11 protein-coding genes and 1 pseudogene are annotated in these 14,565 nt (G+C 67.0%); 4 read left to right on the top strand and 8 right to left on the bottom strand.

The window, feature by feature from the left end:
* Positions 1–33 precede the first annotated feature (33 nt).
* A complete protein-coding gene (gene pip, locus ABDW31_RS21270) occupies positions 34–1,119 on the bottom strand; it encodes a prolyl aminopeptidase (RefSeq protein WP_343699495.1) in 1,086 nt (361 codons plus the stop codon).
* Between the two features lie 70 nt (positions 1,120–1,189).
* On the opposite strand from pip, the gene ABDW31_RS21265 reads away from it, so the two are divergent.
* Together ABDW31_RS21265 and ABDW31_RS21260 are read left to right on the top strand one after the other, a co-directional pair.
* Positions 1,190–1,513, top strand: a complete 324-nt coding sequence (locus ABDW31_RS21265; protein WP_343699494.1) for a DUF1244 domain-containing protein — start codon at positions 1,190–1,192, stop codon at positions 1,511–1,513.
* A 70-nt stretch (positions 1,514–1,583) separates the two neighbouring features.
* Complete coding sequence (locus ABDW31_RS21260; RefSeq protein WP_343699493.1) at positions 1,584–1,937, top strand: Ig-like domain-containing protein; 354 nt, start codon at positions 1,584–1,586, stop codon at positions 1,935–1,937.
* Positions 1,938–3,001: 1,064 nt separating this feature from the next.
* Here the strand turns inward: ABDW31_RS21260 and ABDW31_RS21255 are convergent.
* The 7 genes from ABDW31_RS21255 to ABDW31_RS21225 all read right to left on the bottom strand — a co-directional run bounded on the left by ABDW31_RS21255 (position 3,002) and on the right by ABDW31_RS21225 (position 12,699).
* Positions 3,002–4,108, bottom strand: a complete 1,107-nt coding sequence (locus ABDW31_RS21255) for a sugar kinase (RefSeq protein WP_172265415.1) — start codon at positions 4,106–4,108, stop codon at positions 3,002–3,004.
* Positions 4,109–4,114: 6 nt separating this feature from the next.
* On the bottom strand, positions 4,115–4,789 hold the full coding sequence (locus tag ABDW31_RS21250) for a bifunctional 4-hydroxy-2-oxoglutarate aldolase/2-dehydro-3-deoxy-phosphogluconate aldolase (RefSeq protein ID WP_184720684.1): 675 nt from the start codon (positions 4,787–4,789) through the stop codon (positions 4,115–4,117).
* Positions 4,790–5,421: 632 nt separating this feature from the next.
* Positions 5,422–8,148: a phosphoenolpyruvate carboxylase gene (gene ppc / locus ABDW31_RS21245; protein ID WP_343699492.1), complete on the bottom strand. Its 2,727-nt coding sequence runs from the start codon at positions 8,146–8,148 to the stop codon at positions 5,422–5,424.
* 144 nt (positions 8,149–8,292) lie between these two features.
* Entirely contained in the window at positions 8,293–9,048 is a 756-nt protein-coding gene (gene kduD / locus ABDW31_RS21240; RefSeq protein ID WP_184720688.1) for a 2-dehydro-3-deoxy-D-gluconate 5-dehydrogenase KduD, read from the bottom strand.
* Positions 9,049–9,183: 135 nt separating this feature from the next.
* The gene (gene kduI / locus ABDW31_RS21235) at positions 9,184–10,023 is read right to left on the bottom strand and encodes a 5-dehydro-4-deoxy-D-glucuronate isomerase (RefSeq protein WP_184720690.1); all 840 of its coding nucleotides are present in this window, start codon (positions 10,021–10,023) and stop codon (positions 9,184–9,186) included.
* A 24-nt stretch (positions 10,024–10,047) separates the two neighbouring features.
* A complete protein-coding gene (gene uxaC, locus ABDW31_RS21230) occupies positions 10,048–11,505 on the bottom strand; it encodes a glucuronate isomerase (RefSeq protein WP_343699491.1) in 1,458 nt (485 codons plus the stop codon).
* 105 nt (positions 11,506–11,610) lie between these two features.
* Positions 11,611–12,699, bottom strand: a complete 1,089-nt coding sequence (locus ABDW31_RS21225; RefSeq protein ID WP_184720694.1) for a LacI family DNA-binding transcriptional regulator — start codon at positions 12,697–12,699, stop codon at positions 11,611–11,613.
* Between the two features lie 159 nt (positions 12,700–12,858).
* Here ABDW31_RS21225 and ABDW31_RS21220 point away from each other — a divergent pair, with 159 nt between their 5' ends.
* On the top strand, positions 12,859–14,367 hold the full coding sequence (locus ABDW31_RS21220; protein WP_184720696.1) for an altronate dehydratase family protein: 1,509 nt from the start codon (positions 12,859–12,861) through the stop codon (positions 14,365–14,367).
* 35 nt (positions 14,368–14,402) lie between these two features.
* A pseudogene (locus tag ABDW31_RS21215) lies at positions 14,403–14,565 on the top strand (mannitol dehydrogenase family protein); the annotation flags it as partial.

Raw genomic sequence — 14,565 nt, 5'->3', positions numbered from 1 at the left:
TACAGCGCGGGATCGTGATGCGCGGTCTGGGTTCTAGATTTTGGGGAGGCCGTCCATGATCGCCGTCAGGGCCAGCACGGTCTGGCCCTCCATGGCGCTGTGGCCCGCATCGGTGCGGACATAGGTCGCCGGCGGCATGCCGGCCGCCTTCAGGGCCTCGACCAGGCGCGAGGCCTGGGTCAACGGACACACCTGGTCGAAGCGGCCATGCACGATGTGGACCGGCACACCCTTCAGCGCCGTCACCCCGTCGATGATCTCGTCAGGCTTCAGGAACAGGGCGTTGGCGAAGAAGTGGGCCTCGATCTGGGCGAAGCTCAGGGCGAACTCGGCCTCGCCGAACTTGCCCGGATCGGTGTCGGCCGGGATCATGTTCGAGATCGTGCCCTCCCACACCGACCAGGCCAGGGCCGCGCGCATCTGGCGGTGCCTGTCGGCGTCGGTCACGGGGTTGCTGTCGAAGATGCGCTTATAGGCCCCCATGATGTCGCCGCGCTCTTCGGGCGCGATGACCTCGACGAACGACTTCCACTCATCGGGATAGGCGATATAGGCGCCGGGCTCGGTCAGGGCGTAGGGCTGGGTCTCGAACGTCGCCGCATTGCCCTGGTACATGTAGAGCAGGTCCTCGGGCGCGCCCAGGAAGATGCCGCGCAGGATCAGCGAGGCGACCTTGTCCGGGTTCCGGATGGCGTAGACCAGGGCCAGGGTGCTGCCCCAGCTGCCGCCGAACACGTGCATCTTGCCGGTAATGCCCAGCGCCTCGCGCAGGGCGTTGATGTCGGCCACCAGATGGTCGGTGGTGTTGTGGGCCAGGGCCTTTTCCGGCCCGTCGGCGGCCACGGTCGGGCGGCTCTTGCCGCAGCCGCGCTGGTCGAACAGGATCACCCGGTAGCGGTCGGGATCGAAGAACCGCGACATCACCGGCGCGCAGGCCCCGCCCGGCCCGCCGTGCAGGAACATCACCGGCTCGCCGTCGGCCTTGCCGTACTCTTCCCAATAGAGCTCGTGGTCGGGCGCAGCATCCACCCGCAGCCAGCCGGTGCGCAGGGCCGCGCCTTGCGGATAGGTCCACTCGGTGGTGACCTTGCTGGTCTTGCGCAGCGCCGAGAAATCCATGGTCGAATCCTGTCGAAAGAGAGCGCCTTAGTCTCTAGACCAAATGCGCCTGAAGACGGATTGAAGCCCCATGACGCCTGAGTCCACCATCGACATCGAAGACCGCCACGCCGCCGCCGCGTTCCGCCGCCTGGTCAAGCATCTGCGGATGCGCACCGACGCCCAGAACGTTGACCTGATGGGCTTGGCCGGCTTCTGCCGCAACTGCCTGGCCGACTGGGTTCAGGAGGCCTCGGAAGGCGTGCTCGACAAGGATCAGGCGCGCGAGGCGATCTACGGCATGCCGCAGAGCGAATGGAAGGCCAGGCACCAGACGGCGGCGAGCCCGGAGCAGCTGGCGCGGATGGACGAGAGCGTGGCTCTGAACGCCAAGCTGCGGGGCGAGCGCGCTTAGATACAACCGCCAAGGTTGCAAGACATGACCAAAGCGTGCTGATGTTGGGCGGCCTTAGGGGAGCCCTTCGATGATCGCTGTCTTCGCCGCTCTGGCCCTGGCCAGCCAGCCCGCGCCGCCGCGCGTGGTCCAGACCTATCCCGCCGCCGGCGCCGTGGTGCCGGCCGGCCCGCTGACCCTGACGGTGACCTTCGACCAGCCGATGCAGCAAGGCTGGTCCTTCGTCATGAGCGACACCGCCAGCTATCCAGACTGCGCCAAGGTCCCCAGCCAGTCCAGCGACCGCAAGACCTTCACCCTGACGTGCGCGGTTCAGGCCGGGCGGACGTACTGGATCGGCTTCAACAGCGACAGCCACCAGAAGTTCGCCACGCCGGCAGGCGTGCCCGCCGCGCCGTCGGGGCTGGGGTTCTCGGCGAAATAGGGCTGAACACCCGCGGGGGCAGGAGCGTATATCCCTCTCTCTTTGAGAGAGGGAGGGGCCCTCGCCGTCAGGCGTGGGAGGGTGAGAGGTTAGGCGAAGCCGGTGGGTGGTTTCGCTCATCTCACTGAGTTTTCAGGATTTACCGGTGAGCGGTGTAACCTCTCACCCTCCCATGCTGCGCATGGGCCCCTCCCTCTCTCTATGAGAGAGGGTTTGGGCAGCGCACGAGCATCCGCGCCTCTCCATCCCCCGCTCCGAAACCTGCCGTATCCTCTAACCACCTCGAAGCACTGGGGAGGGCGCGCGGCCAGCGACCTTCGCGGCTTCGGGGGGCGGTCGAGCGGGCGCGCTCGTCGGCGTGGTGGAAACACCGCAACTGCATCCCTCTGGCAGCGGCCGGCTCTGGAACACAAAAACGGCGTGGGATGCGGGCCGGCGACGCGATAGGCGGAGGGAAACCTCCGCATCCGGGACCAGGCTTCGCGGCCCGGCCCGCCCGTCGGAGGCTTCAAGGATGTCGCGGTGCGAACAGCATCACGGCGTCACGCTTCCGGAAAACGATCGCGCGGGGCGCTGCGTTTCGTCGAAACGGTAATTCTCTATCTGCTCCGGGCGATGTCCCGGCGCCCCGCTCCCTCCCCCGTCCCTCCGACGCCGACGCGTCGGAGCGCTTCAGCGCGCACGGAAGGATAGCCATGACCCGACGTCCCTGCCGATTTCCGCCCGATCCTGCCTGGCCGCCAGCCCGCAAGGCACAGCAGCGCCGAAACGTCTTCAAGAAGCTGCGAAAGCTGCGAGGCTCGAAAGAGCTCGAGCGACTGCTGGCGCGACAAAGCAAGATGCTCCCCCGCGATGCGGGGGAGCTGTCGCCCCCGGGACCGACCGAAGGTCGGCCCGAGGATAAACTCCGCGACTGAGGGGGCTAATCCGGCTCCGATCCAGCTCGCCCCCTCCGGCCCTCCGGGCCACCTCCCCCGCATCGCGGGGGAGGATCAGTCCCGCCCAAGAAAAAGCCCCCGGTCTTGCGACCGAGGGCTCCATCTTCTTCCGAGAAAAGGAAGCGCTTAGCGGATGACCCGCGCGCCCTTGCCCTTCATCACAGCTTCGACTTCCGCGGCCTTCACCATCGAGGTGTCGCCCGGGGTGGTCATGGCCAGAGCGCCGTGAGCCGCGCCGTACTCGACGGCGGCCTGCGGGCCCTTGCCTTCCATGAAGCCGTAGGCCAGACCCGAGGCGAAGCCGTCGCCGCCACCGACGCGGTCATAGATCTCGAGGTTCTCGCGCATCATCGAGGCGTAGAACTCGCCGCCGGCGTACAGGATCGCCGACCAGTCGTTGACCGAGGCGGTCTTGGCGTTGCGCAGGGTGGTGGCGGCGACCTTGAAGTTCGGGAACTGCTTCACGGCCGTCTCGATCATCTTCTTGAAGTTGGCCGGGTCGATCGAGCTGATGTGCTCGTCCAGGCCTTCGACTTCAAAGCCCAGGCAGGCGGTGAAGTCTTCTTCGTTGCCGATCATCACATCCACGTACTGGGCGATGTTGCGGTTGACCTTCTGGGCGCCTTCCTTGCCGCCCTGCGACTTCCACAGCGAGGCGCGGTAGTTCAGGTCGTAGGAGACGACGGTGCCGTACTTGCGGGCCACTTCCACGGCTTCGATCACGGCTTCGGCCGTGTTCGACGACAGGGCGGCGAAGATGCCGCCGGTGTGGAACCAGCGAACGCCTTCTTCACCGAACAGCTTTTCCCAGTTCACTTCACCGGGGCGGATCTGCGAGGCGGCGGTGTGGCCGCGGTCCGAGCAGCCCAGGGCCGGACGGACGCCGAAGCCCTTTTCAGTGAAGTTCAGGCCAACGCGGGTGTTGCGGCCCAGGCCGTCGAAGTCGCGCCAGATGACGTGCGACTGGTCGACGCCGCCTTGCATCATCAGGTCTTCGACCAGCCAGCCCAGGTCGTTGTTCGGCAGGGCCGTGACGACCGTCGAGCGCTTGCCCCAGCACTTCTTGAAGGCGCGGGCGACGTTGTACTCGCCGCCGCCTTCCCAGACGTTGAACTGGCGCGCGTTGCGAACCCGGCCGAAGCCCGGGTCGAAGCGCAGCATGACTTCACCGAAGGACGCGCAGTCCCACTTGGTTTCGGATTCCGGACGGATGTTCAGGATGTTGTCGGTCATTTGGTCTTAGGCCTTCCCACGAACCTTCTTGATCAGATCGACGGTCTCACGGACCTTCTTGGTGATGCCGGCGTAGTCGCCCGCATCCAGCAGCTCTTGCGTGATCAGCTTCGAGCCCATGCCGGCGGCGACGATGCCCGCGCCGAACCACTTCTTGACCGAGGCTTCGTCCGGATCGACGCCGCCCGTCGGCATGATGCGGGTCCAGGGCATCGGGCCCAGCACCGCCTTGACGAAGTCCGGGCCGCCGACCGACGAACCGGGGAACACCTTGACGATCTCGCAGCCCAGTTCTTCGGCGTAGGAGATTTCCGAGGCCGAACCGCAGCCCGGCGAATACGGGATCTTGCGGCGGTTGCAGACCTTGGCCACGTCGGCGTTCAGGATCGGGCCGACGATGAACTTGGCGCCGTTGGCGATGTAGATGCCGGCGGTCGGGGCGTCGACAATCGAGCCCACGCCCATGATCACGCGCGGATCCGCCTCGGCGAAATGGCGGGTAACTTCATAAAAGACGTGGCTGGCGAAGTCGCCGCGGTTGGTGAACTCGATGCAGGGCGCGCCGCCATCGGCGCAGGCCTGGATCACCTTCTTACAGACCTCGGCGTCGGGGTGATAGAAAACCGGGATCACCCCCTGGTCCATGATCGCGGTCAGAACCGCCATACGATCTTTCACCATCTCAATTCCCTTCCCGAAGGATCGTTATTGCGCGAACCGCCGATTGGGTCGCCGCGCGAGCAATTTTTCGCCGGAACTGGCTCAGGGCGTTCCCTTAGACCGCGTTGCGCGCGCGCGCCACACCGGGCTTGCCGCAACGTCAAACTAAGGCGGATTTGGGCGCGGATCCCGGACGCCTCGTCCGTCGCTCCGCGCAAAGGCCTCTGGCCTCCGCTTCCTTCCCCTTGCGCTCTTCCGTCGCCTCCCCTCGCCCGCCTCGGACGCAAAATTGAGGGCGTCGGATTTCGCCGACGCCCCAAAAGTTTGCGCAGGAGCGAGCTCAAAGAGCCGCAAAACGAGACGGCCAACCACGACGCTGGACCGAAACGTATGACACCGGTGTCACTCTGATGAGGACAAGTGGCCAGGCCACTTCGCTACCGGTGTCAGCGCGCAGATAAACAGAAACCGCCGGTTCGCGCAAGCGCCGTGGAGCTTGGTTTTAAGGGCCGGCAAGACTTTGAAATTCATCAGGTTTGGATATTTTTACAGGGTGTCATCCCGGACGGCCTGCAGGGCCGATCCGGGACCGCGGCAAGCGCAGACGTTTCCGGCGGTCCCGGCTTTCGCCGGGATGACAATGTGGACAGACCTCAGCCCGTATTGCGCAGGCCCGCCGCGATGCCCGCGACGGTCAGCTGAATGGCCAGACGAAGCTCCTCGTCCTGGTCCCCTGCCCGGCGGCGCGACAGCAGTTCCAGCTGCAGGTGGTTCAGCGGATCGACCGAGCGGCTGGCCAGGGCGACCGACTCGGCCAGGTCCGGCTGGTTGTCCAGCAGGGCCGAGCCGCCGCGGATGGCCAGGGCCAGGTTCGAGGCCGCCTCGTGCTCGCGCTGGATCGCCGCGAAGATGCGCTGGGCGTCGGCCTTGGCCGGCGACAGGTCCACATATCGGCTGGCGATGCCCATATGGCTCTGGGCCAGGGCCAGCTCCATGTTCGACAGCAGCGAGGCGAAGAAGTCGAAGTTGCCGGCCAGGTCGCGCAGCTGCTCGACCGACAGGCCGGCCCGCTCGACGCCCGAGGCGAAGCCGTACCAGCCGGGCAGCATGAAGCGGCTCTGCGACCAGCTGAACACCCACGGAATGGCCCGCAGGTCCTCGATCTTGCGGCTGGCGGTCCGGCTGGCCGGACGGCTGCCGATGTTGAGGCCGACGATCTCGCTGATCGGCGTGACCGACCAGAAGAAGTCCTCGAACGCCGGGTCGTCGTACACCAGGGCGCGGAAGCCGTGGAACGAGGCCTCGGCCAGGGCGGTCATGGCGGCCTCGACCTTGGGGTCGGGCTTGTGCGCCGGACGCTCGCTGGCCATCAGCACGGCGGCGGCCAGGCCGTCCAGGTTGCGGCGGGCGGTGGGCTGGTCGCCGAAGCGGCGGGCGATCATCTCGCCCTGCTCGGTCATGCGGATGCGGCCCTGCACGGTGCCGGCCGGCTGGGCCAGCACGGCCTCGGCGGCCGGTCCCCCGCCCCGCCCGACGCTGCCGCCGCGGCCGTGGAACAGCTGCAAGCCGACGCCCATGCGGTCGGCCTCATAGGCCAGCGCGGAAGCGCCGGTGGCGACACCCCGACGGCTGGCGACATAACCGCCGTCCTTGTTGGAGTCCGAGTAGCCGAGCATGATTTCCTGCACCGGCCGGTCGCCCAGGATCGTCCGGGACAGCGGCAGTTCCAGCCACTGGCGCAGCACGGCCGGGCCGTTCTCCAGGTCGCCGATGGTCTCGAACAGCGGCGCAACCTTGACCGAGGCGCGCGGCGCGGCCCCGCCCCAGACCATGCCGACCTGCTTGAGCAGCACCAGCGGCTCCAGGATGTCGGACAGGGTCGCGGCCTTCGAAATAATGTAGGCGCCAAGACAGCCATGGCCGTAGTCGCGGACCGCCTGGGCGGCGGCCTCCATCGTGGCCAGCTCCTTGGCGGTTTCCTCGCTATAGGCGGTGAACGGCGAGACCAGCGGCCGCTGGTGCGACAGCTCCTCGATCAGCACCTTGCAGCGGGCCTCTTCGTCCAGCTTCAGGTACTCGACCCCGGCGCCGGCCCCGGCGCGGCGATACAGCTCGTCCAGGGTGCGCTCGTGAACGTCGGCGTTCTGGCGCAAATCGAGGCTCATCAGGTGGAAGCCGCAGGCCTTGGCCACCTCGACCAGGGTGCGCAGGGCCGTGCCGACCAGGCGCTCGCCGCCGTTGCGCTCCAGGCTGTCGATAATCACCGACAGGTCGGCCACGAAGGCGTCCGGATGGCCGTAGGCGTCGACGTCGGTGTCGCCGGTCGCGAAGGCCACCGGCGCGCCGGTCAGCTTCTGCGACACGGCCGTCAGGCGGTCGAAGATCAGCTCCAGGGCCAGGCGATAGGGCTCGTCCAGGCGGTGGACCGACGGGTCCTTGGTCTGGGCGGCCAGGGCCAGCAGCTCCTGCGACACCGGGGTGTAGGCGGTCGAGACCGCCAGGTTGGACCACAGCTTGCGGACCTCGCCGGCGTACCAGTCCAGGATCACCCGCGACTGGCTGGCGAAGGCCAGCTTCAGGGTCTCGCCATTGACGCCAGGGTGACCGTCGCGGTCGCCGCCCAGCCACGAGCCCATCTTCAGCAGCGGGGCCAGGTGGCCGTGCTCGCCGACCTTCTGGGTCCAGTCGCCATACAGGTCGATAATCGCCGGCAGGATCGAGGTGCGGACGATCGACAGCGCGTTGCGGATCTCGTCCTTCACCGTGATCCGCTCGGGACGGTAGAGACGCGTCCGCCACATCAGGGCGATCTCGCGGAACAGGCTCTCGCGGATCTCGGCGTCCAGATCCGGCGGCAGGTGGTGGCGGCGGAGAGCCATCAGGCGCGAGATCTCGGTTTCGCGATCGACCATACTGCGGCGGCGCACTTCGGTCGGGTGGGCGGTCAGCACCGGCACGACGTTCATGGCCGCGAAGATCTTGGCGAGATCCGCGTCGGTCTTGCCATGGTCCTTCAGGATACGGACGGCGTCGACCAGGGTGCGGGGGCGCTCGTCGCCCGGCTGGGCGTCGGCCTCGGCGTGGCGGCGGCGGCCGGCGACGTCCTCGCCGATATTGGCCAGCAACGAGTGGCTGGCGAAGGCGCGGGCCAGGAACACGGCCTGCTCGGTCGACAGGTCGGCGAACAGGTGGTCCAGCACCGGCGCGTCGCCATTGGCCACATCCTCACGCGAGGCGGCCTTGCGGGCCTTGGCCACCAGGGCGGCGGCCTCGTCGCCTTCCAGATAGGCGATGGCCTCGGACAGCAGGTCGCTCAGCAGATTGGCGTTCTGGCGGACGTGCTTGCTGGTGGGACGGTCGACATCGATCGACAGGGGCATGGACGACCTCCAGGGGGCACTGAAAACGAGAACGGCGCCGCGAGCGTTGACGCTGCGGCGCCGTCTAGCGCGCTTCACCGAACGGGAAAACCCGCCCGGCAAGATGGTTGCGCTACCAATGTGGATTGGCGCGCTTTTCTTTCGTTAGCGGGCCAGCCAGCCACCATCCACGGGCAGAGTAATGCCCTGGACGTAGTCGGCGGCCGACGAGGCCAGGAACACGGCGGCGCCGCCGATGTCCTCGGGACGGCCCCAGCGGCCGGCCGGGATGCGGGCCAGGATCGCGGCGTTGCGGTCCTGGTCGGCCCGCAGGGCCTCGGTGTTGTTGGTGTCGAAATAGCCCGGCGCAATGGCGTTGACGTTGATGCCCTTGGTCGCCCACTCGTTGGCCAGAATCTTGGTCAGACCGGCCAGGCCCGACTTGGCGGCCGTGTAGGACGGGACGCGGATGCCGCCCTGGAACGACAGCAGGCTGGCAATGTTGATCACCTTGCCGCCGCCCTGCGCCAGCGCCTGCTTGGCGAAGGCCTGGGTCAGGAAGAAGACGACCTTCAGGTTGGTGTCCATCACAGCATCCCAGTCGGCTTCGCTGAACTCGATCGAGTCGGCGCGACGGATGATGCCGGCGTTGTTGACCAGGATGTCGACCTTGCCGAACGCGGCGACGGTCTCGTCGACCACGCGCTGGACGGGTTCGGTCGAACCGAAGTCGGCCTTGATCGACAGGAACTTGCGGCCCAGGGCCTCGACGGCCTTCTGGGTTTCGGTCGGCTCGCTGCGGCCCGCGGCGGCGATGTCCGCGCCGGCGGCGGCGAGCGCGATGGCGATGCCCTGGCCGATGCCGGTGTTGGCGCCGGTGACGAGCGCGACCTTGCCTTCGAGGCTGAACGGATTGGCCATGGTGCAGAGCTTCCTTTGAAAATTGTCATCCCGGCGAAAGCCGGGACCGCCGGAAGCGCTGACGCCTCTTGCGGTCCCGGGTCTACGCTACGCTCCGCCCGGGATGACAGCCGGAGCGGACGGGACCTTCCGGTCCTATTTCAGCTGGCAGATGTCCAGCACGTTCATGTCGGTGTAGTCGAGGTTCTCGCCGCCCATCGCCCAGATGAAGGTGTAGTTGGCGGTGCCCGAGCCCATGTGGATCGACCACGGCGGGCTCATGACAGCTTCCTCGTTGGCGATCAGGATGTGACGCATCTCATCCGGCTCGCCCATGTAGTGGAACACGCGGTCGTTTTCGCCGAGACCGAAGTAGAAATAGGCCTCCGAGCGACGGTCGTGCAGGTGCGGCGGCATGGTGTTCCAGACGCTGCCCGGCTTCAGCACCGTCATTCCCAGCAGCAGCTGAGCCGACTTGCAGGTGGTCGGGACGATGTACTGGTAGATCGTGCGCTCGTTGCTGGTCTCCAGCGCACCGCGCTCCAGCGGGATGGCGTCGGCGAAGGCCAGCTTCTTGGTCTCGAACGCGGCGTGAGCCGGCAGGCTGACCAGGTAGAAGCGGGCCGCGCCATCGACGCCCTCGAAGGTCACATCCTTGGCGCCCATGGTCACGTACAGACCGTCCCGCGGCACGATCTCGTAGACGACGCCGTCGACGGTGATCTTGCCGGTGGTGTCGCCGACATTGATCACGCCCAGCTCGCGGCGCTCCAGGAACGGATGGCCGGCGGCCGAGGCGGGTTCGGTCTGGTCAGGCAGCTTCACGGCTGCGGTCGCCACAACCCCGCCGACGACGAAGCGTTCGGCGTGGTTGTAGGTCAGGACGATCTGGCCGTCCTGGAACAGGTCCTGCATCAGGTAGCGGTCGCGCAGGTCGTCGTTGCTGACCGCGAACATCATGTCCGGGTGGGTGGCGTGATAGGTCTTGGCGAACATCGAATAGCCTCCGGGAACGGGTTCTTATTCAGCTGCCAGCTTGGCCGGACGCGCCCAGGCGGGGCGTTGATCAAGCTTGTAGGCCTTCTTAGGCAGGTTGTACGTCAGATCGACGATCAGTTCCTCGGCCTCGACGAGATCCATGCGGTGCTCGGCGACCATGCGGCCCAGGAACGAACTGTCGACGCGACGCGCGACGTCGTGACGGGCCGGGATCGACAGGAAGGCGCGGGTGTCGTCGTTGAAGCCGACGGTGTTGTAGAAGCCGGCGGTCTCGGTGACCTGCTCGCGGAAGCGCATCATGCCTTCCGGGCTGTCGTGGAACCACCAGGACGGACCCAGCTTCAGCACCGGATAGTGGCCAGCCAGCGGGGCCAGTTCGCGGCTATAGACGGTCTCGTCCAGGGTGAACAGGATCACCGACAGGCGCGGGTCGTTGCCCAGGCGGCCCAGCAGCGGCTTCAGCGCCGAGACGTACTCGGTGCGGGTCGGGATGTCGGCGCCCTTGTCGCGGCCGTGGCTTTCCAGCAGGCCGGCGTTGTGGTTGCGGTGCGAGCCCGGGTGGATCTGCATGACCAGCCCGTCGTCCAGGCTCATCTTGGCCATTTCCGTCAGCATCTGGGCGCGGAACAGCTCGGCCTTCTCGGGCGTGATGTCGCCCTTCACCAGGCTTTGGAACAGCGCCTCGGCCTCGACGTCCGACAGGTCGGCGGTCGCAGCGGTCGGGTGACCGTGGTCCGACGACGTCGCGCCGGCTTCGATGAAGGCCTGGCGGCGCAGGCGGTGCGCTTCCAGATATTGCTTCCAGCTGTAGACGTCCTTGCCGGACACGTCGGCGAAGCGCTCGAACGACCGCGGCGATCGCTCGTCCTCGAAGTCGATGACCGCGTCGGGACGATAGGCGGTGACGACGTGGCCGCCCCACCCGCTCTCACGGATGGCCTGGTGGTGCTTCAGGACCTCATGCGGACCTTCGGTGGTCGCCAGGGTCTCGATGTTGAAGCGGTCGAACAGGGCGCGCGGACGGAACGCTTCCGAAGCCAGGGCCTCGTTGATGCGGTCGAAATAGTCGTCCGCGTTCGAGCCTTCGAGGAATTCGGTGAAGCCGAAGACCTTGGAGAAGACGTGGTTCAGCCAGATCCACGAGGGCGTGCCGCGGAAGAGATAGAAGTTCTCGGCGAACAGCTTCCAGGCCGCGCGCGGATCGGTGTCGGGCACGCCGGCCTTGGACCGCACCTTCAGCGAGTCCAGGCTGATGCCCTGGCTGTACAGCATCCGGTACAGGTAGTGGTCCGGCGCCAGCAGCAGGTCGGTGGCGTCCTGGAACGGCTCGTTGGTCGCGAACCAGCTGGGATCGGTGTGGCCGTGCGGGCTGATGATCGGCAGGTCCTTGACCAGCGCGTACAGGCCCTGGGCGTAGGAGCGCGTCTTGGCGTCCGCCGGGAAAAGCCGATCGTCGTGGAAATTCAGAGGCCTGGGCATGGCGTTACGTCTGCTCCCTATCTCACCGGCTTCGCGGTTGGCCGCTTGTGCCAGCTTGGTAACCGGTGTCATGTTTCGATGCAACCCGCCGGAGGTTGCGCTGGGTCAGCTCGGAACCGGGCCCGAGGACTCGCGCACCACCAGGGTCGGTTCGGTCTTGGTCATGTCGCGCGGCTCGCGACGCTCGACCCCGATCAGCTTCTCGGCGGCCATCTTGCCGATCTCGCGCGTCGGGGTGTGGATCGTGGTCAACGGCGGCCAGACGGCCTGGGCGATCTGGAAGTCATCGAAGCCGACAACGGACAGGTCTTTGGGCACCGACAGCCCGGCCTTGCGCGCCGACTGCAGCACGCCGGCGGCCATTTCGTCGTTACCGCAGAAGATCGCCGTCGGGCGCGGCGTGCGGGCCAGCAGCGCGTCGCCGCAGGCCATGCCGGACTCGAAGGTGTAGGCGCCCTGGACGATGTCCTTGTCGGTCAGCTTCAGGCCGCTTTCCGCCAGCCCCTTGTCGAAGCCCCCTCGTCGCTCATGCGACGAGCGGAAGGTGTCGGGACCTGAGATGAAGGCGATATTCTTGTGTCCAAGGTCAATGATATGGCGCGCGGCCTGATAGGCGCCCAGACGGTCGTGACCGACGATCATGTGCTCGGGCTTGTCCAGCTCGACCGAGGCGATGCGGATGTAAGAGCAGCCGATCTCGTTCAGCAGCTTGGCCACGCGCTCGTCTTCCGAAACCGACGGCGGGAGGACCACGCCGAACAGCTTCTGGCGCTCCACGAAGGCGCGGATGTCGGCCAGGAAGGTCGGGCTGGCGCGGTTACAGGGGTGGACGACCAGCTCGAAGCCCGAGCCGCGCATGCCGTCCAGCAGCCCTAGCTGCATGTTCACGACGTACTGCGGATTGGGGTTGTCGTAGATCATGCCGATCAGGAACGAGCGGCGGAACGCCAGGCCCCGCGCCTGAGGGTCGGGGGCATAGCCCCACTCGGCGATCACCGCCTCGATGCGCTCGCGGGTTTCGTCGCGGACGAACGGCGATTGGTTGATGACGCGGGAGACAGTCTTCTTGGACACGCCCGCCAAGCGGGCGATGTCATTGATGGTGGCCCTGCGGCGACCGCCTTCAAGGCCGTTCTCCCCATCCCCCGGGGTCTGGTCATCGGGTGTCGAGGACGGCGTCTTCGAAGCGGTCACGGCGTTTCCAGCAGCTTTGTTCGTTTTCTTTTGTCATACTCTAGCCGCGCGGACGCCGCCAACCTAGGCAGAAACGTTCGCTCTTGGCGTGAGTGACACCGGTTACCATGTCATCATACAAGTCTTTTTGCGATCCTGAACGCGGCGACGACCCTTCCTATGACTGAAACGACCCTGGCCCAGCCCGAATCAATTCACCCCGTGGACCCGCGGGATCACGTCGCCACCGCCCTTCGCGACATCACCGCCGGCGAAGTCCTGGACCTGCATGGCGAAGCGATCACCGCCCGCGCCGACATCCCCAAGGGCCACAAGGTCGCCATCCAGGCCGCCAAGGCCGGCGAGGACGTTCTGAAGTACGGCTGGCCGATCGGCCGGGCGACCGCCGACATCGCCGTGGGCGACCATGTCCACGTCCACAATGTCGAGACCCGCCTGGACGGCGTCGAGGGCTACGCCTTCACCCCGTCCGCGCCGGAGCCGCACGCCGAACCGGCGGCCCGGACCTTCGATGGCTATCGCCGCAAGAACGGCCGGGCCGGCACCCGCAACGAGATCTGGGTGCTGTGCACCGTCGGCTGCGTGGCCAACACCGCCCGCCGCATCGCCGAGAAGGCCAGCCAGCGCTTCGCCGGCCGCGTCGACGGCGTCTTCGCCTTCCCCCACCCGTTCGGCTGCTCGCAGCTGGGCGACGATCTGACCCACACCCGCCAGCTGATCGCCGGCCTGGCCGCCCACCCCAACGCCGGCGGCGTGCTGATCCTGGGCCTGGGCTGCGAGAACAACCAGCTGAAGGCCCTGTTGGAGTCGGCCCCCGACATCGACGGCGAGCGCCTGCGCAGCTTCACCACCCAGATGGTCGAGGACGAGCTGGAAGACGGCCTAGCCGCCATCGAAGCGCTGGTCGCGATCGCCGAGAAGGACAAGCGCGAGCCGATCCCGGTCTCGGAGTTGGTCGTGGGCCTGAAATGCGGCGGCTCGGACGGCTTCTCGGGCGTCACCGCCAACCCGCTGGTCGGCCGCATCGCCGACAAGGTGGCCGACGCCGGCGGCACGCCCGTCCTGACCGAGATCCCCGAGGTCTTCGGCGCCGAGAACGTGCTGCTGCAGCGCGCCGCCAACCGCGAGATCTTCGACCAGGCCGTCGCGGTCATCGACGACTTCAAGCGCTACTTCATCGACAACAACCAGCCGATCTACGAGAACCCCTCGCCCGGCAACATCGCCGGCGGCATCACCACGCTCGAGGAAAAGTCCCTGGGCGCGGTTCAGAAGGGCGGCCGGGCCCAGCTGGTCGAGGTGCTGCGCTATGGCCAGCGCGTCGGTCCGCACGGCCTGACCTTCCTGGAAGCCCCCGGCAACGACGCGGTCTCGTCCACCGCCCTGACGGCGGCCGGCGCCACGGTCATCCTGTTCACCACCGGTCGCGGCACGCCGCTGGGTTTCCCCGCCCCGACCCTGAAGATCGCCTCGAACTCGGGCCTGGCCCAGCGCAAGCCCGGCTGGATCGACTTCGACGCCGGCCAGGTGCTGGCAGGCGTGTCGATGGACGACGCGGCCGATCGCCTGATGGACCTGGTGGTCGACACCGCCTCGGGCAAGGCCACCAAGGCCGAACTGAACGGCGAACGTGAAATCGCTATCTGGAAGCAAGGCGTAACTCTGTGACCCCGAATACTACGCAAGAAGTTCTTTCGAAGCCGCTGCGTCTGAACACCGTCAGCTATCCCGCCGCCCTGCCCGGCGTGGCCCTGCCGGCCTATGACCGCGACAAGGTCCAGATCGGCGTCGTCCACTTCGGTCCCGGCGCCTTCCACCGCGCCCACCAGGCCTTCTATTTCGACCAACTGCTGGCCACCGATCCGC

Source organism: Caulobacter sp., from assembly GCF_039596335.1.
GTDB lineage: Bacteria > Pseudomonadota > Alphaproteobacteria > Caulobacterales > Caulobacteraceae > Caulobacter.
Note: the sequence above shows the minus strand (reverse complement) of the source record. Positions and strands in the feature narration are given on the sequence as shown.